18 protein-coding genes and 1 tRNA gene are annotated in these 17050 nt (G+C 71.5%); 6 read left to right on the forward strand and 13 right to left on the reverse strand.

Annotated elements, in window-relative coordinates; all coding sequences use genetic code 11:
- The 5 genes from GQQ95_RS13905 to GQQ95_RS13925 form a co-directional block, all read right to left on the reverse strand.
- Positions 1–732 carry a fumarylacetoacetate hydrolase family protein gene (locus GQQ95_RS13905; protein ID WP_157428267.1) on the reverse strand — a complete coding sequence of 244 codons (732 nt, stop codon included), beginning with the start codon at positions 730–732 and terminating at the stop codon, positions 1–3.
- Positions 732–1505, reverse strand: coding sequence for an SDR family oxidoreductase (locus GQQ95_RS13910; RefSeq protein WP_157428268.1), 774 nt, complete (start codon positions 1503–1505; stop codon positions 732–734). The genes GQQ95_RS13905 and GQQ95_RS13910 overlap by 1 nt, the downstream gene beginning before the upstream one ends.
- A complete protein-coding gene (locus tag GQQ95_RS13915) occupies positions 1502–2914 on the reverse strand; it encodes an MFS transporter (RefSeq protein ID WP_157428269.1) in 1413 nt (470 codons plus the stop codon). Before GQQ95_RS13915 ends, GQQ95_RS13910 begins: the two co-directional genes overlap by 4 nt.
- A 243-nt stretch (positions 2915–3157) precedes the next feature.
- Positions 3158–3964 (reverse strand): IclR family transcriptional regulator, encoded by an 807-nt coding sequence (locus GQQ95_RS13920; RefSeq protein ID WP_157428270.1) that lies wholly within the window; start codon positions 3962–3964, stop codon positions 3158–3160.
- A 30-nt stretch (positions 3965–3994) separates the two neighbouring features.
- Positions 3995–5053 carry a D-2-hydroxyacid dehydrogenase gene (locus tag GQQ95_RS13925; protein WP_157428271.1) on the reverse strand — a complete coding sequence of 353 codons (1059 nt, stop codon included), beginning with the start codon at positions 5051–5053 and terminating at the stop codon, positions 3995–3997.
- 142 nt (positions 5054–5195) lie between these two features.
- Here GQQ95_RS13925 and GQQ95_RS13930 point away from each other — a divergent pair, with 142 nt between their 5' ends.
- The 5 genes from GQQ95_RS13930 to GQQ95_RS13950 all read left to right on the forward strand — a co-directional run bounded on the left by GQQ95_RS13930 (position 5196) and on the right by GQQ95_RS13950 (position 8786).
- Entirely contained in the window at positions 5196–6158 is a 963-nt protein-coding gene (locus GQQ95_RS13930) for an NAD(P)-dependent oxidoreductase (RefSeq protein WP_157428272.1), read from the forward strand.
- Positions 6159–6241: 83 nt separating this feature from the next.
- Complete coding sequence (gene gndA / locus GQQ95_RS13935; protein ID WP_425482581.1) at positions 6242–7702, forward strand: NADP-dependent phosphogluconate dehydrogenase; 1461 nt, start codon at positions 6242–6244, stop codon at positions 7700–7702.
- 32 nt (positions 7703–7734) lie between these two features.
- Complete coding sequence (locus GQQ95_RS13940; protein WP_157428274.1) at positions 7735–8088, forward strand: YidH family protein; 354 nt, start codon at positions 7735–7737, stop codon at positions 8086–8088.
- Positions 8089–8094: 6 nt separating this feature from the next.
- A complete protein-coding gene (locus tag GQQ95_RS13945) occupies positions 8095–8433 on the forward strand; it encodes a DUF202 domain-containing protein (protein WP_157428275.1) in 339 nt (112 codons plus the stop codon).
- On the forward strand, positions 8433–8786 hold the full coding sequence (locus GQQ95_RS13950; protein WP_157428276.1) for a hypothetical protein: 354 nt from the start codon (positions 8433–8435) through the stop codon (positions 8784–8786). Before GQQ95_RS13945 ends, GQQ95_RS13950 begins: the two co-directional genes overlap by 1 nt.
- A gap of 4 nt (positions 8787–8790) precedes the next feature.
- Here GQQ95_RS13950 and GQQ95_RS13955 read toward each other — a convergent pair whose 3' ends face one another.
- The 5 genes from GQQ95_RS13955 to GQQ95_RS13975 form a co-directional block, all read right to left on the reverse strand.
- Entirely contained in the window at positions 8791–9279 is a 489-nt protein-coding gene (locus tag GQQ95_RS13955) for a hypothetical protein (RefSeq protein ID WP_157428277.1), read from the reverse strand.
- A gap of 5 nt (positions 9280–9284) precedes the next feature.
- Positions 9285–10985: a long-chain-fatty-acid--CoA ligase gene (locus GQQ95_RS13960; protein ID WP_157428278.1), complete on the reverse strand. Its 1701-nt coding sequence runs from the start codon at positions 10983–10985 to the stop codon at positions 9285–9287.
- Between the two features lie 6 nt (positions 10986–10991).
- Positions 10992–11969 carry a ribose-phosphate diphosphokinase gene (locus GQQ95_RS13965; RefSeq protein WP_157428279.1) on the reverse strand — a complete coding sequence of 326 codons (978 nt, stop codon included), beginning with the start codon at positions 11967–11969 and terminating at the stop codon, positions 10992–10994.
- Between the two features lie 38 nt (positions 11970–12007).
- The gene (gene glmU / locus GQQ95_RS13970) at positions 12008–13453 is read right to left on the reverse strand and encodes a bifunctional UDP-N-acetylglucosamine diphosphorylase/glucosamine-1-phosphate N-acetyltransferase GlmU (protein WP_157428280.1); all 1446 of its coding nucleotides are present in this window, start codon (positions 13451–13453) and stop codon (positions 12008–12010) included.
- 39 nt (positions 13454–13492) lie between these two features.
- A tRNA-Gln gene (locus GQQ95_RS13975) sits at positions 13493–13564 on the reverse strand.
- Between the two features lie 145 nt (positions 13565–13709).
- Here GQQ95_RS13975 and GQQ95_RS13980 point away from each other — a divergent pair.
- A complete protein-coding gene (locus GQQ95_RS13980; protein WP_157428281.1) occupies positions 13710–14201 on the forward strand; it encodes a MarR family winged helix-turn-helix transcriptional regulator in 492 nt (163 codons plus the stop codon).
- A gap of 6 nt (positions 14202–14207) precedes the next feature.
- Here the strand turns inward: GQQ95_RS13980 and GQQ95_RS13985 are convergent, their stop codons facing one another.
- From GQQ95_RS13985 to GQQ95_RS13995, 3 genes are all read right to left on the reverse strand, one after another.
- Entirely contained in the window at positions 14208–14867 is a 660-nt protein-coding gene (locus GQQ95_RS13985) for a methionine ABC transporter permease (RefSeq protein WP_157428282.1), read from the reverse strand.
- A complete protein-coding gene (locus GQQ95_RS13990) occupies positions 14867–15895 on the reverse strand; it encodes a methionine ABC transporter ATP-binding protein (RefSeq protein WP_157428283.1) in 1029 nt (342 codons plus the stop codon). The genes GQQ95_RS13985 and GQQ95_RS13990 overlap by 1 nt, the downstream gene beginning before the upstream one ends.
- Positions 15896–15996: 101 nt before the next feature.
- Positions 15997–16890, reverse strand: coding sequence for a MetQ/NlpA family ABC transporter substrate-binding protein (locus GQQ95_RS13995; protein ID WP_157428284.1), 894 nt, complete (start codon positions 16888–16890; stop codon positions 15997–15999).
- Positions 16891–17050 lie beyond the last annotated feature (160 nt).

A 17050-nucleotide genomic window follows, 5' to 3' on the forward strand; every position in this document is an offset into this window, starting at 1 on the left:
CTAGCGGGTCGGCGTCACGAGTCGGATGCCGGCGACCTCGACCTCGACGAGCGCGCCGGGGTCGATCGGCGCCTGCGAGGTCGGGGCGCCCGTCATCACGACGTCGCCGGGGCCGAGCGTCGTCCACGCCGCGAGGTACGCGAGGCACTCGCGCGGCGAGGCCGGCAGCGCACGACTGCTCGTCGAGCCGGCCGGCACGCCGTCGATGCGGAGTTCGAGGGACACGTCGTCGAGGCCGGCATCCCTGTCGATCACGGGACCGAGGGGCGTGTACCCCTCCCCCGCCTTCGACTCGAAGTTGCGCGGGTCGCCCGCGGCCCGGTCGGGACTCGAGAGGTCGTTCACCGCGGTCACGCCGAGCACGTACTCGTGGGCGTTCGCCGCCGTGAGCCCGGTCGTCTCGCGTCCGATCACGATCGCGATCTCGCCCTCGGCGACGGTCACGCCAGCGTCGCGGCGGAGCGTCACGGGCACGCCGGATGCCACGACCGAGCGCGGGCTCTTCAGCCACGCCTGCACGGGCGAGTGGTGCTCCGGGCCGTTCTGGGCGATGCCCACGACGACGCGCGGCTCGCAGGGAGGGAGGAGCTCGCCGAGGAGAGGGGGCCCGGCGTCGACCGGATCCCTCCCCTCGGCGAACGCGGGATACGGGTCCTCGATCGGCACCCAGCCGTCGACGGATTCCCGCACGTGCACCGGTCCGGCCGGCGTGGCGATCCTGGCGATGCGCATCAGACCACCGCCGTCATGCCGCCGTCGACGTAGATCGTCTGGCCGTTCACGAAGTCGCTCGCGCCGCTCGCGAGGAAGACGAGCGCGCCGACGAGGTCGTCGACCTCGCCCCAGCGGCCCGCTGGGGTCCGACCGCGCACCCACGCCGAGAAGCCCTCGTCGGCGACGAGCGCCTGCGTGAGCTCGGTGGCGAAGTACCCGGGGGCGATCGCGTTGGCCTGCACGCCGTGCGGCGCGAGGTCGGCGCAGAGCCCCTTGGTGAGCATGACGATCGCGCCCTTGGTCGCCGCATACGGCGCGATCGAGGGGCGGGCGAGCTGCGACTGCACGCTCCCGATCTGGATGAGCTTGCCCGAGCCGCGTTCGATCATGCCGCGAGCGACCCGGCGCGAGAGGTGGAACGCGCTCGACAGGTTCGTCTCGACGAGCTCGTGCCAGTCCGCGTCGGTGAACTCGGCGATGGGCGCTCGGCGCTGGATGCCCGCGTTGTTGACGAGGATGTCCGGGGTGCCGAACTCCGCCTCGAGGGCGGCGATGCCCGCGTCGACCGCCGCGGCATCCGTCACGTCGAAGACCGCGCTGACGGTGCGTGCACCGGTCGCCTCCGAGATCTCGTCGGCCGCGCGCGCGGCCTTGCCGGCGTCGCGACCGTGCACGGCGACCGTCGCTCCCGCCGCCGCGAGGCCCCCGGCGAGCGCGCGCCCGATGCCCTGGCTCGACCCGGTGACGAGCGCCGTGCGCCCGGTGAGGTCGAAGGCGGCGAGCCCCGTCACCACTGGATGGTCCGGATGGAGAGGGTGCTCGCGTCGACGTCCTCGCCCGATTCGGCGCTCGAGACCTTGATCGCATCGTCGGTGCGGGTGAGGTCGCGGCGCAGCGTCTCGGGCACGAGGAAGGTCGACGCGGTCGTGATGAGGGCGAGCACGACCATGTAGATCGCGAGCAGCACCCAGTTGCCGTCGCTGACGGCGATGAGGTAGGCGCCGAGCACGCCGGCCAGGCCGCCCGCGAGCACCGCGGAGATCTCGCGGGCCATGGCGACGCCGAGGTAGCGGTGGCGGTTGCCGAAGAGCTCGGGCAGCATCGCGCACTGCGGGCCGAGCATGGTGTTCACGGCCACGCCGATGCCGACCGCGACGGCGGCGATCGCGATGGGATAGCTGCCGAGCGAGATGAGCCACCAGGCGGGCACCGCGTAGAGCAGCATGAACACGGCGCCGAAGCGGTACACGGTGCGCCGGCCGACGCGGTCGGAGATCGCACCCGTGAGCGGCACCGTGAAGATGCCGAGGAGCGAGCCGAACGTGACGCCCCAGGTGAGGAGGCTCTTGTCGGCCTCGGGGCCGACGACCGACACGAAGAAGGCGAGCGCGAGCGCCTGGAACATGTAGGAGCCGCCGTTCTCGGCCATGCGCAGGCCGATGCCGACGATGACGCCGGGCAGGCCCTTCGTGAAGATCTCCTTGACGGGCTTCTCGGCGATCTGCTCGTGCTTCTCGAGCTCGACGAACGTCGGCGTCTCCTTCAGGCGCATGCGGATGAAGAGCGCGACGAGGATCAGCAGGAACGAGGCGAGGAACGGCACGCGCCAGCCCCAGCTGAACAGCGCCTCCTCCGGGAGCAGCGTGATGAGGCTGAATACGAGCGCGGCGAGCAGGGTGCCCGCCTGGATGCCGATGAACGGCAGCGAGGAGAAGAAGCCGCGGCGACGCACGGGGGCGTACTCGGCCATCAGGACGGTCGAGCCGGCCTGTTCGGCACCCGCTCCGAACCCCTGCAGCAGGCGCATCGTGACGAGCAGGATCGGCGCCCAGATGCCGATGGCCTCGTAGGTCGGCAGCAGGCCGATCGCGGTCGAGGCGCCGCCCATGAGCATGATCGTGACGACGAGCACCCACTTGCGGCCGAGCCGATCGCCGAGGCGCCCGAAGAAGAGGCCGCCGAACGGGCGGGCGAGGAAGCCGACGCCGTAGGTGGCGAACGCGGCGACGGTGGCCATGGCCGGATCATCCTGCGGGAAGAAGAGCACGTTGAAGATCAGGGCCGTCGAGAGACCGTACAGCGCGAAGTCGAAGTACTCCAGCGCGCTGCCGATGCTCGAGGCGTACGTGGCGCGCTTGAGGTTGGCGGCGTACTCGGGGTCGTCGTTCACCGCGGTGGGACTGGGGGCTGTACCGGTCATGTGCCATCTCCTTTGATCGGCTCGCACGAGTCGCGATGACGGCCACTGTACCAACGTGTTGTACGCAGTTCAACCCTTTGGCCCGCATCCGAGCGATCGGATGTCGCGTCGCGCACGCATCCGGCGACGGAGCCGCCCGGCGGCATGGCGAAGCGTCGCGCAGGCGTGACGAATGAGGCGGTGGCCGTGGCTGTGGCACGATGCGATGGAGATGCCGGCCGGCGCGAAGGCCCCCGGTGGGGCTCAGTCCCTGGTGCGACCCGCGCTCAGCGGGTTGGTGAGCCTCGCGGCCGCGTCGACGAGCGCGGCGGCCACGGAGGCGACCCTCCCGGGCGTCGCCTCGGCGACCGGCAGCGCGACCCCGAGCGCGAGGCTCGGATCGCTCGGCGCCCACCCCTCGAGGGGCACGGCGACCCCGACGATGCCGGGGAAGGACTCCCCGTCGTCGAGCGCCCAGCCGCGATCACGGGCCGCGGCGAGCTTGACGAGCAGGTCGGGGATGTCGCGGATGCTGCGGTCGGTGAGTCGTGGGAACGGCGCCTGGTCCGCCAGGAGGGCCGCAACCTCCGCATCCTCCATCGCCATCAGCAGCGCATTGCCGGTCGCACTGAGCGCCGCCGGCAGCCGCGACCCGAGCGGCGTGCCGAACCGGACACTGCGCGACCCCTCGTGACGTGCGAGGTACAGCGCCTCGGTGTCATCGAGCATCGCGACCTGCACGACCTCGTGGACGAGCACGGGCGAGGTCTCGCAGACCGTGTAGAACTCGCGCACCTGGCTGAACTGCGAGGCGTAGGCCCCGCCGAGCTCGATCGTGCGACGGCCGAGCTGGTAGCCGAGCGGCACGCGCTGGACCATCATGGCCGCCTCGAGCGCGAGGCAGAGGTTCGCGGTCGAGGACTTGGCGAGTCCGAGCCCGCTCGCGATCTCGGTGAGCGTCAGCGGTCCGGATGCCTCGGCGAGCAGACCGAGGATGCGCATGCTGCGCGTGACCGCCGGCGCGGGATCGCGCCCCTGGCGGTCGGCCTTGGCGTCTGGCTCCTCGGACATGCCACCCCTCTCGCCCGCGGCATCCGCGGATCAGTAGAACTCGACCGTGTCCACCACGCTGCGCATCGGCAGGCCGTCGAGGAACCGGGAGGCGTCGTCGGCGAAGCGTCGTGCGATGCGCTCCTCCTCCTTGCGCGAGAGCGCCGCGGTGTGCGGACTCACGAGCACCGAGGGGTGCGACCACAGCGGCGACGCCGCCGACAGCGGCTCGGACTCGAAGACGTCCAGTGCGGCGAAGCCGACCCGTCCGTCGTCGAGCGCCGTGATGAGCGCCGCCTCGTCGATCACCGTACCGCGCCCCACGTTCGCGACGATGACGCCGGGCCTGACGGCGCGGAGGATCCGGTCGTCGAGCAGGTGGTGCGTCGCCTCGGTGCCCGGCAACGTCATGACGATCGCGTCGACGTCGGCCACGGCGGACTCGAGGTCGTCGATGGGCACGAGTCGATCGACGCCCTCGACGGGCGCCCCGCTGCGGGTCGTGCCCCACACCCGTGCACCGAGCGCACTGAAGCGTCGGGCGCACTCCGCCCCGATGCCGCCGAGGCCGACGACGAGCACCGTCATCTCGTCGACCTGGCGCATCTCCCAGCGTTCCGGCCACTCGCGTGCCCGCTGGTCGGCGATCAGGCGCGGCAGGCCCTTCGCGCCCGCGAGCACGCCGAACACGGCGAACTCGGCCAGCGGCCCGCCGTGCACCCCGGCACTCGTGGTGAACGCGATGCGGTCGAGCTGCTCGCGGTCGAGGCCGGCGGCCTTGACCTGGCTGCCGCCGCCGGCGGCCATCGTCATGACCCAGCGGAGCGCCGGGTTGGCCTGCGCGGTGCGCGCGAGCGCGGCCGGGTCGACGTCGGGGATGCCGAACAACGCCTCGGCCGAGTCGACCATGCCGTCGAACGCGGACTGCTCGTCGGGCGTGCGCACGTGATCGGGGTCGCCCGACCAGTCGGCGGGCCCGCGCATCGGGCGCGTCAGCGCGTGGTCGCGCACGAGGTCGATGCGGGGCTCGAGAGCTTCGATGAGGCGGCAGTGCTCCTCGGACAGCGGCACCGCCACCACGGCTCGCAGGCGGTTCTGGGTGTCGGTCATCCGGTCTTCCCCTTCAGTGCGGTCTCGGCGACCGAGCGGGGCGGGCCAACGGCCCCTCCAGCGCGGTCAACGGGATCAGCATAGCCGATGTTCAGCAGGTTGAACCATGTACGACAGGTTGTAGATCCGCTATGCTGCTCGCATGTCCAACGCCGAACATCCCGCCGATGCCGACCATGCGAGCGACGCCCTGCCCTCTGCAGGCCGCCGCTCCCGATCCGACGACGGCGTGATCGGCGTCGTCGGGCTCGGCTCGATGGGCGCCCCGATGACCCGTCGGCTCCTCGCCGCCGGGCGCCGCGTCGCCGTGACCGCACGCCGCACCCAGCCCGAGCTCGTCGGCCTCGGCGCGGAGTGGGCCGACACCCCGCGCGCACTCGGCCTCCGCGCCGGCGCCGTGCTCGCGATGCTGCCCGACCTGCCGCAGCTCGAGCAGGTGCTCGACGGGCCGGACGGACTGTTCGCCGGCATGCTCGAACGCGACGGCGAGTCGCTCCTCATGATCGGGTCGACCTCCTCGGCGCCGCAGGTCCGCGCGCTCGCAGAACGGCTGGCCGTGGCATCCGACGGGCGTGTGCACGTGGTCGACTGCCCGGTCTCGGGCGGAGAGGACGGCGCGACGGCCGGCACGCTCTCGATCATGCTCGGCGGCGCCGAGGCCGACGCCGCGGCCGCCGCGGCCCTGCTCGCCCCCTGCGGCACTCCCGTGCACCTCGGCCCGCTCGGGGCGGGAGAGGTCGCCAAGGCGTGCAACCAGCTCATCGTCTCGGCCACGATCCTCGCGCTCGGCGAGGCGGCCGTGCTCGCCGAGCGCTCCGGGCTCGACCTGGAGGCCCTGTTCGGCCTGCTCGGGGGCGGCTACGCCGGTTCGAACCTGCTCGCGAGCCGCATGGACAAGCTCGTCACGGGCGACGACTCCCCCTCCGGCGTGGCCCGGTACATGGTCAAGGACCTGCGCTTCGCCGCGGAGGCCGCGGCGGCCACGGGCACGGAGCCCGTCCTGCTGCCGACCCTCCGCACCGCCTTCGACGAACTCGTCGAGCGCGGCCTCGGCGATCGGGACATCGCCGTGACCCGGCGCTTCGTCGCCGAGCGATCACGATGACCTCTCAGCAACACCGTGCAACGGTGAGGCCGCCTCACAGTACGCTTGAGAGGACCCCCAGAACTCATTCGAGGAGAGTGTTCGTGCCTGCAACCGGATCAGCAAACATCGGCGTCGTCGGACTCGCGGTGATGGGGTCGAACCTCGCCCGCAACCTGGCGAGCCGCGAGGGCAACACCGTGGCGGTGTTCAACCGCTCCTACGAGCGCACGAGCACGCTGATCGCCGAGCACCCCGAGGCCGGCTTCGTCGCCGCCGAGACGTACGACGAGTTCGTCGCGTCGCTCGCGAAGCCCCGCACCGCGATCATCATGGTCCAGGCCGGCAAGGGCACCGACGCCGTGATCTCCGAGCTCGCGAGCCGGTTCGAGCCGGGCGACATCATCGTCGACGGCGGCAACGCACTCTTCACCGACACCATCCGCCGCGAGCGCGAGGTGCGCGAGACCGGCATCAACTTCGTCGGCGCCGGCATCTCGGGCGGCGAGGAGGGCGCGCTCAACGGTCCCTCCATCATGCCCGGCGGCTCCGACGAGTCGTGGGTGACCCTCGGGCCCATCCTCAAGTCGATCGCCGCGATCGCCGAGGGCGAGCCCTGCGTGACCCACATCGGGCACGACGGCGCGGGCCACTTCGTCAAGATGATCCACAACGGCATCGAGTACGCCGACATGCAGCTCATCGCCGAGGCCTACGACCTCATCCGCCGCGGCACGGGCAAGTCCCCCGCCGAGATCGCCGAGGTCTTCGCCGAGTGGAACCGCGGCGAGCTCGAGTCCTACCTCATCGAGATCACGGCCGAGGTCCTGAAGCAGGTCGACGCCGAGACCGGCGCCCCGCTCGTCGACGTCATCCTCGACGAGGCGGGCTCGAAGGGCACCGGCGTCTGGACCGTGCAGACCGCCCTCAGCCTCGGCACGCCCGTCTCCAACATCGCCGAGGCGGTCTTCGCGCGCGGCCTCTCGTCGCACCCCGAGCAGCGCGCGGCGGCCAAGGGCCTCGCCGGCCCCGACGAGGCCTCCCGCATCCCGGCCGACCAGGTCGACACCTTCATCGAGGACGTGCGCCTCGCGCTCTACGCCTCGAAGATCGTGGCCTACTCGCAGGGCTTCGACGCCATTCGCGCCGGTGCGGCCGAGTACGACTGGAACATCGACCTCGGCGCGGTCTCCAAGATCTGGCGCGGCGGCTGCATCATCCGGGCCCAGTTCCTGAACCGCATCGCCGACGCCTACGACGAGAACCCCGAACTCGAGCTCCTGCTCTCGGCGCCGTACTTCGCCGAGGCCTTCACGCGCGCGCAGGCCGCCTGGCGCCGCGTCGTCGTGCGCTCGGTCGAGGCCGGCATCCCGGCTCCCGCCTTCTCGTCGTCGCTCGCCTACTACGACGGCCTGCGCGCCGACCGCCTCCCCGCGGCGCTCGTGCAGGGCCAGCGCGACTTCTTCGGTGCGCACACGTACAAGCGCATCGACAAGGAGGGCGTCTTCCACACGCTCTGGTCCGGCGACCGCAGCGAGATCGCCACCACCCCGTCGACCCACTAGTCGCACGGGAGCGAGCGCGGGAGGAGCGCCGGATGCCGCAGCCGAGGTGGCGACGCGAGGGCGAGGAGCCCGACTATCGGTTCACGCTCGCCAATGAGCGGACGTTCCTCGCCTGGATCCGCACGGCACTGGCGCTCCTCGCCGGCGGCGTGCTCCTGTTCGAGTTCGCGCAGTCCATCGGCCCGCGCTCGCTGGTGCTCGTGCTCGCCGTCGGCCTCGCGGTCGTCGCGGCGGTGCTCGGCGGGCTGTCGTACGTGCGCTGGCGCGCCAACGAGGTGGCGATGCGCCACGGGCGCCCGCTTCCGGGCAGCGTCGTCATCCCGGGCCTCGCCGCCGTCTCGTTGCTCGCGGCCGCGGTGATCGCGATCATGATCCTCACGGCCTGAGGCGTCATGATCGACGCCGTTCCCGAGCACACGCCTCGCGACCCGGGGCTCCAGGCCGAGCGCACCGCGCTCGCCTGGAGCCGAACGGGGCTCGCGATCGCCGTGAACGCCATCCTCGTGCTCCGCTCGGGACTCGTCGCCGAGCAGCCCGCGCTCGCCGCCGCCGGCGTGGTGCTCTTCGCGATCTCGGCCGCGGCGACCGGGTACGGCGTGATCCGCCGGCGTGAGCTCGCGGCCGAGCACGGGCCCGTGATGCCATCGGCCTGGCCGCTGCTCGCCGTTGCGGCGACCGTCGTGCTCGCAGCGGTGGCAGGCGTAGGCTCGCTCCTCGTGGAGGTCACCTGATGAGCGAAGAGCACCCCGAACTCGCCGGTTACGAGCCGGCGGGCGGCGATCGCAGGCCCCGGCGCCAGCGCGTCATCCGCGTCTTCGTCGTGCTCGCGCTCGCCGGCATGGTCCTGCCGATCGTGCTGTCGACCTTCTCCGTCGCGGCGACGACGGCCAGGAACACGTGCTCGGCCTTCGCATCCGCCGCGATCCGCGGCGAGGTGACCACGGATGCCCCCCTCGAACTGTTCGCCGCCGGCGGCCCCGGGTGGCAGTGCTACATGGTCACCGAGAACGGCGACCGCCGTCACCTCGCGAACTTCGGGTTCTTCCCGTCGGCTCCGCGGTACGGCGTCGGCACGCCCACCTGATCGTTCAGCCGTCGGAGCCCGGTGCCCGGTCGGCGACGAACACGCGCTTGTACGACCGCCCGTCGGGCAGGGTCACCGTTCGGGCCTCGAGGAGCCCGCGGGTCACGCGCTGGTAGATCGCCTGCGGCGTGACGCCGAGCCGCTTCGCCGCCTCGGACACGCTCTCGCCCGGCAGGTCGGTCGGCACGCTCGACGGCCGTTCGCGCTTGCGGCGCCGGCTCGTCTCGTGCCGTTCGGCGATCTCCGCGTCGTCCCCCGCCCACCGGTACTTCGCGGCGGACGGGCTGAGCCCGGCGGCATCGGCCACCTGCTCCCACGAGGCCTCCGCCGCGAGGGCGTCGCGCACGGCTGCGAGCGTCGCCGGTTCGGCCTCGAGCGCGGTGACGAGCGAGCGGATGCCCCGGATCCGGTCGAGCGGGGCCGGGTCGGCCCCGGACTCCAGGGCCTCGAGCGCCGCGAGGGCGGCTGCGGCGTCGGGAGACAGGAACGGCATGGGCGTCAGTCGGCGAGGAGGCGGGTGCGGACCTCGCGGCGGATGACCTTGCCGATGAGCGAGCGCGGCAGCTCGTCGACCTCGACGACGCGCTTGGGCACCTTGTAGGCGGTCAGGCCGTCGCGCGCGAGCGCCCGGATGCCGGCCTCGTCGAGCGTGGCGCCGTCGCGGAGGACCACGACCGCGACGACCTGCTCGCCGGAGTGCTCGTCGGGCACCCCGACGACGGCCGCCTCGATCACGTCGGGGTGGGCGAGCACCGCCTCCTCGACCTCGCTCGGGGCGACGTTGAAGCCCCCCGTGATGATGAGTTCCTTGATGCGGTCGACGATGCGCACGAAGCCGTCGGCGTCGATCGAGACGATGTCCCCGGTGCGGAACCAGTCCGCGCCGCCATCGGTCGCGGGCACGAAGACCGCTGCGGTCTCATCGGGCTTCTGCCAGTAGCCGGAGAACACCTGCGGGCCACGGACGATGAGCTCGCCCTCGGCGCCGGGCGCGACATCCGCCTGGGGGTCGTCGGGGTCGACCACCCTCGCCTCGGTCGAGGGCAGTGGGAGGCCCACCGTGCCCGCGCGGCGGTTGGGGGCGACCGGGTTGGCCATGAGCACGGGCGAGCACTCGGAGAGGCCGTAGCCCTCGACCAGGGTTCCGCCCGAGGCCGCCTCCCAGGGCTCGACGACCTCGGCCGAGAGCGGCATGGCCCCGGAGATCGCGATCTCGATGCCCTGCAGCGAGACGCCCGCGTCGGCCGCCGCCTTCGTCAGCCGGTCGTAGATCGGCGGCACGGCCGGCAGGAACGTGGGCGGCCGACGCTTGATGGACTTCAGGACGAGCTCGGGGTCGAACTTGGGAAACAGCACCAGTCGCGCCCCCATGCTCATCGCGAACGTGAGGCAGAGGGTGAGCCCGTAGGCGTGGAACATGGGCAGCACCGCGTGCACGACCGCGCTGCCGCGCTCGATCTGCGGGACCCAGGCGCGAGACTGGGCCGCGTTCGCGACGAGGTTCGCATGCGTGAGCGTCGCGCCCTTCGGGCTGCCGGTGGTGCCGCTCGTGTACTGGATGAGCGCGACGTCCTCGACCGAGGGCGCGACGATGTGGTCGCCGACCGGGTCGGATGCCACGAGCTTCTCCCAGGGCGTCGTCCCACGGACCTTCGTGGTGAGCGCCGCGCGGGAGTCGCGGGCCTTCGCGATGGGAAGGCGGAGCAGGGCACGCGTCGCGAGGGGCATCGCACGCGTGACGTCGACCGAGACGATCTCGCGTACCGCGACGTCGGCGGGGAACGCCTGGATCGTCTCGACGACCTTGTCCCACGCGATCACGACCGCGGCGCCGTGGTCCTCGAACTGGTGCCGGAGCTCGCGCGGGGTGTAGAGCGGGTTGTGCTCGATGACGATGCCGCCGAGGCGCAGCACGGCGTAGAACGCGACGATGTGCTGCGGGCAGTTGGGCAGCACCAGGGCGACGGGGTCGCCCGGCTGCACGCCGAGCAGGCGAAGGCCCTCGGCGGCGCGCTCGATCTGCGCGCCGAGGTCGCGGTAGGTCGTCGTGCGATCGAAGAACTCGAGGGCGACGCTCTCGGGGTAGGCCTCGACGGAGCCCCGGACGAGGTCGTAGAGCGAGTCCGTCTGCGGCTCGATGTCGTGCGGCACGCCCTCGGCGTAGCCGGCGAGCCACGGACGGGGTGTCTCGATGGTCATCGCGGGCTACGCGGCCCCGTCGAACATGCTCGTGACGGAGCCGTCCTCGAACACCTCGTGGATCGCGCGCGCGAGCAACGGCGCGATGGGCAGGACCGTGAGGCGGTCCCAGCGCTTCTCCTCGGGGATCGGCAGCGTGTCGGTCACGACGACGCGGTCGATGACGTCGGACTGGAGGATCTCGGTCGCCGGGTTGGAGAACACCGCGTGCGTCGCCGCCACGACGACACCCGTGGCGCCCGCGGCCTTCAGGGCCTCGGCGGCCTTCACGATGGTGCGGCCCGTGTCGATGAGGTCGTCGACCAGGAGGCAGACGCGCCCGCTCACGTCGCCGACGATCTCGTGCACGGAGACCTGGTTCGGCACCAGCGGGTCGCGTCGCTTGTGGATGATCGCGAGGGGGGCGCCGAGCTTGTCGCTCCAGATGTCGGCGACGCGTACCCGGCCCATGTCGGGTGAGACGACCGTGAGCGTCGACGGGTCGAGGGAGTTCTTGAACTCCTCGAGCAGTACGGGCATCGCGAAGAGGTGGTCGACGGGACCGTCGAAGAAGCCTTGGATCTGCGCGGCGTGCAGGTCGATCGACATGATGCGGTCGGCGCCGGCGGCCTTGAACAGGTCGGCCACCAGGCGGGCCGAGATCGGCTCGCGGCCGCGGCCCTTCTTGTCTTGGCGCGCATACGGGTAGAACGGGGCGACGACCGTCACGCGCTTGGCCGAGGCGCGCTTCAGCGCATCGAGCATGATGAGCTGCTCCATGAGCCACTCGTTGATCGGCGCGGTGTGGGACTGGATCACGAAGGCGTCGGAGCCGCGCACGCTCTCGTCGAAGCGGGCGTAGATCTCGCCGTTCGCGAAGGTGCGCGCGTCGGTGGGCACGAGCTCCGAACCGAGTTCATGCGCGATCTGCTCGGCGAGGGCCGGGTGGGCCCTCCCCGACACGAGCACGAGCCGCTTCGATCCGGTGGTCTCGATTCCCGACATGTGCTGTGTCCTCTCCGCCTGCGCTCGGCGCGGCGTGTTCAGTCGGCGTCGGAACCGGATGCCTCGCGCGCGGCCTCGGCGGCGTCGGCCGCCGCTGAACCGGCCCGGTGCTTCTGGACCCACTCCTCGATGTTGCGTTGCGGTGCCACGTTCACGGCGAGGGCGCCGGAGGGGACGTCCTTGCGGACGACGGTGCCGGCAGCCGTGTAGGCGCCGTCCCCAATCCTAACCGGCGCGACGAACACGCCGTGCGAGCCCGTGCGCACATGCGAGCCGACCTCGGAGTGGTGCTTGCGGATGCCGTCGTAGTTGGCGAAGATCGAGCCCGCGCCGATGTTGGAGTGCTCGCCGATGGTCGCGTCGCCCACGTAGCTGAGGTGCGGGACCTTGCTGCCCGTGCCGATGGTCGCGTTCTTCGTCTCGACGAACGCGCCGATCTTGCCGTCGGCGCCGAGGACCGTGCCCGGACGCAGGAACGAGAACGGACCGACGCTCGCGCCAGGCCCGACGACCGCGAGCGTGCCGTCGGTGCGCCGCACCTCGGCGCCCGCGCCGACCTCGCAGTCGGTGAGGGTCGTGTCAGGGCCGATCAGGGCGCCCGTCTCGACGACCGTCGCACCCTTCAGCTGCGTGCCCGGGCGGATCGTCACGTCGGGCGCGATCCGGACGGTCAGGTCGATCCACGTGGTCGCGGGGTCCTCGATGGTGACGCCGTTCAGCTGCCAGCCGCGCACGATGAGGGCGTTCAGTCGGGCCGCGGTCTCGGAGAGCTGTGCGCGGTCGTTGATGCCGGCCACGAGCCACGGCTCGGTGACGGGCACGGCCTCGACCTCGGACCCGGCGGCGCGGAGCAACTGGATCACGTCGGTGAGGTACTTCTCGCCCTGGGCGTTCTCGGTCGTGAGGTTGGCGAGCTGGTCGCGCAGGGCGGCCGCGCCGAACGCGTAGATGCCCGCGTTGATCTCGGCGATGGTGCGCTCGGCGTCGCTCGCGTCCTTCTGCTCGACGATGCGGTCGAAGACGCCGACGCTGTCGCGGACGATGCGACCGTAGCCGGAGGGGTCGTCGTAGAAGGCCGAGAGCACGGATGCCGCCGCAGCGCGGCCGCGGTGCCGCTCGAGGAAGCCGGCCAGCGTGTCGGCGTTCAGCAGCGGCACGTCGCCGTTCAGCACGAGCACCTCGCCGTCGAAGCCGTCGGGCAGCGCGGCGATCGCCTGCTCGACCGCCCGGCCGGTCCCGGGTACCTCGTCCTGGTCGACGATGACGGTGCCCGGCAGCTCGGCCTCGACCGCGGCGGCGACCTGGTCGCGCTCGTGGCGCACCACGGCGATGACGTGCGCGGCGTCGAGGCTGCGCGCCGTGGCGAGCACGTGGGCCACGATGGGTGCGCCCGCGAGGGGGTGCAGCAGCTTCGGCGTGGCCGACTTCATGCGGGTGCCCTGTCCCGCGGCGAGAACGATGATGGCGAGGTTCTGGTCGGTCATTCGCGGCTTCCTGTGGGTGGGGATCTGGCGGGGTTCCGGCTCCGCCACCAGGATTCGAACCTGGACCGAACAGCTCCAAAGGCTGTCGTGCTGCCGTTACACTATGGCGGACCGCTCGCGCGGAGTCCGCACGGGCGCCATCCAGTCTGCCAGACCGGCCGACCGGTTCGGGGCGGTGCAGGTGCGGCACGCGGCATCCGGGGCACGTCTCGTCATACAGCGCGAGCGCGCGGCCGGCCCGCGCGATAATGGCGGGATGACGCATGCCGACGAGGTCGACCGCATCGTCGAGGACTGGGAGCGCGAGCGCCCCGACCTCGACTTCGCACCGCTGCAGGTGCTCTCGCGCGTCGCGCGGCTGTCCAAGCACCTCGATCGGGCCCGCCGGCAGGCGTTCGCCCGCTCCGAGCTCGAGTCGAGCGAGTTCGACGTGCTCTCGGCGCTGCGCCGGGCGGGCGCTCCGTTCCGCCTCTCCCCCAAGCAGTTGCTGCAGCAGACGCTCGTCTCGAGCGGCACGATGACCAACCGCATCGACCGGCTCGTCGAGCGCGGGCTCGTGACCCGCCAGACCGATCCCAACGACGGGCGCGGCATCCTCGTCGAGATGAGCCAGGCCGGCCTCACCCGGGTGGATGCCGCGATCACGCGCCTCGTCGACGCCGAGGCCGAGCTGCTGAGCGGCCTGCCGGCGGCCGAGCAGAAGCGCCTCGCGGGACTGCTGCGCAAGCTCAGCCTCGGCTTCGACTGAGGCGGCTCAGCGGCGCATGATCTTGCGCGCGAGCCAGTTGCCGAAGAACTGGGCGAGCTGCACGAAGACGACGATGAGGATGACGGCGGCCCAGGTGATGGCCGGTTCGAACTGGCGGTAGCCGTACGTCAGGGCGAAGGCGCCGAGGCCGCCGCCGCCGATCGCGCCGGCGACCGCCGTCATGTCGACGAGTGCGACGAGCACGAACGTGTAGCCGAGCACGAGCGGCCCGAGCGCCTCGGGGAGGACGACCGTTCGGAGGATCCGGATCGGTCCCGCGCCCATCGAGCGCGCCGCCTCGATCACCCCGGGCGAGACCGTCAGCAGGTTCTGCTCGACGATGCGCGAGATCGCGAACGACGACGCGATCGAGAGCGCGAAGATGAGCGCGTCGTTGCCGATGCCCGTGCCGATGACGTACCGGGCGAACGGCTGCACGGCCGCGATGAAGATGATGAACGGGATGGGCCGGAAGAAGTTGATGACGACGTTGACGATGGTGAACACCGGCTTGTTCGAGAGCAGGCTGCCCGGCCGCGTCGTGTAGAGCACGATGCCGAGCAGCAGGCCGAAGAAGCCGCCGATGAGCAGCGTGAGCGCCACCATGTAGAGGGTCTCGGCGGCGGCGACCCAGAACTCGGGGGCGAGCTCGAACAGGCGATCCATCACGCCACCTCCGTGACCTCGGCGCGGGCGCCGACCTGGGCGAGCGCCGCGTCGACCGCGGCATCCGCTCCCCTGATGGCGAGCGTCAGGTGACCGAACGCCCGCCCCTGGATGTCGTTGATGCCGCCGTAGACGAGCTCGAACTCGAGCCCGGCGTTCGCGAGGTCGAGGAAGACCGCCGACTGCGAGGCGCCGCCGTCGCGGAACGAGATCGTGACGATGCGGCCGTCGTGGCGCTCGCGCAGCACGGCGACCTCGGCGGGCGACGGGACGCCCTTGACCACTGTGGAGACGAAGCGCGCCGACGAGGGGTTCTGGGGCGACGAGAACACGTCGAACACGTCGCCGGACTCGATGACCCGCCCGCCGTCCATGACCGCGACCTTCGTGGCGATGGACTGGATGACCTCCATCTCGTGCGTGATGATCACGATCGTCACGCCGAACTCGCGGTTCACGCGCTTCAGGAGCTGGAGCACCTCCTGCGTGGTCTCGGGGTCGAGCGCGCTCGTGGCCTCGTCGGCGAGGAGCAGTCGGGGCGAGGTCGCGAGGGCGCGCGCGATCCCGACGCGCTGCTTCTGGCCGCCGGAGAGCTGGTCGGGGAAGGCACGCGCCTTGTCGGCGAGCCCCACGAAGTCGAGCAGCTCGTCGACCCGGGTCGCGATCTCGGCCTTGGAGGCGCCGGCGACCTGCAGCGGGTAGGCGATGTTCGCCCGCACCGTCTTGGAGTTGAAGAGGTTGAACTGCTGGAAGATCATGCCGATCTCGAGCCGGATGCCGCGGAGCTCGCGCTCGGGCATGCTCGTGATGGTGCGACCGCCGACCTCGATCGTGCCCGAGGTGGTGGGCTCGAGGGCGTTGATCAGCCGCACGAGCGTGGACTTGCCCGCGCCCGAGTAGCCGATGATGCCGAAGACGTCGCCGGCCTCGATCTCGAGGCTGACCGAGTCGACGGCGACGATCGGCGCGCCGCCCTTCTCGGGCGACGGGTAGGACTTGGTGACGTCGGTGAGGCTCACGAGAGCCATGTGGTGCTCCTTCCAGAACGCCGGAACGGGCGACGGGGCCGATGCTTCGGCTCCGTCGCCCGGACGATGCTGGCGATCCGCAGCGGCGGACGCCGGCTCGATCAGCGCTTGGCGTCCGCGGTGTCGGCCTCGACCTTGGCGAGCGAGTCCCGCAGGTCGGCCTCGGAGACCTCGAGCGGCACCGCGGTGTCGCCGGATGCCTCGAGGAGGCCCGCCTGCACGTCGGCATCGGTCTGGAAGATCTCGACGAGCTTCAGGTAGGTCTCGTTGTCGGCGTCGTCGGCGCGCGTCGCGAAGATGTTGACGTACGGCAGCGCGTTCGGGTCGGACGGGTCGTCCTGCGCGATGGCGTCCGCGAACGAGAGGCCGGCGTCGGCAACGTAGTCGTTGTTGATGATCGCCGCGGCGACGTCGGGCAGCGAGGTCGGGGTGAGCGAGGCCTCGAGCGCGGTGACCTTCACCTTGGAGTTCTCCTCGTCGATGTCGGCGAGGTCGGAGAAGATCGTGCCGCCGCTCTCCAGCTCGATGAGGCCGGCGGACTGCAGCACGAGGAGCGCGCGCGCCTGGTTCGACGCGTCATCGGGCACGGCGACGGTCTCGCCCTTCTCGATGTCGGCGACATCCTGGTACTTGGTCGAGTACAGCCCGAGCGGGTAGATGGCGGTCGACCCGATGGGCGTGAGGTCCTCGCCCGCGGACACGTTGTAGTCGGCCAGGTAGACGATGTGCTGGAACTGGTTCAGGTCGAGCTCGCCCTCGGTGGTGGCGGGGTTCGGCTGCGCGTAGTCGGAGAAGTCGACGAGCTCGATGTCGATGCCCGCCTTCTCGGCTGCGGTCTCGAACGCGGCCCACTGCGGGTCGCCCTTGCCGACGACGCCGATCTTCACCACGTCGTCGGCACCGGCGCTGTCGCCGGAGCCCGTGGAGCAGGCGGCGAGGCCGAGGACGAGGGGGACCGCGGCGAGGGCGGCGATGAGCTTGGTGCGGGATGCCATGGGAGTTCCTTTCGTCGTCGCGCGCGTCCTGGTGCTGATGGCTGTGGTGCAGGCATGGCTCCGCCACGGTGGGTCACAGTGGGGGCTTCGATGCCGCGAACGCGGGCGCACTCCCACGTTAGGCGAAGATTCTTTGCACCCTGACCGCCATGGTCACGGT

The sequence above is a fragment of the Agromyces salentinus genome (assembly GCF_009749395.1).
GTDB lineage: Bacteria > Actinomycetota > Actinomycetes > Actinomycetales > Microbacteriaceae > Agromyces > Agromyces salentinus.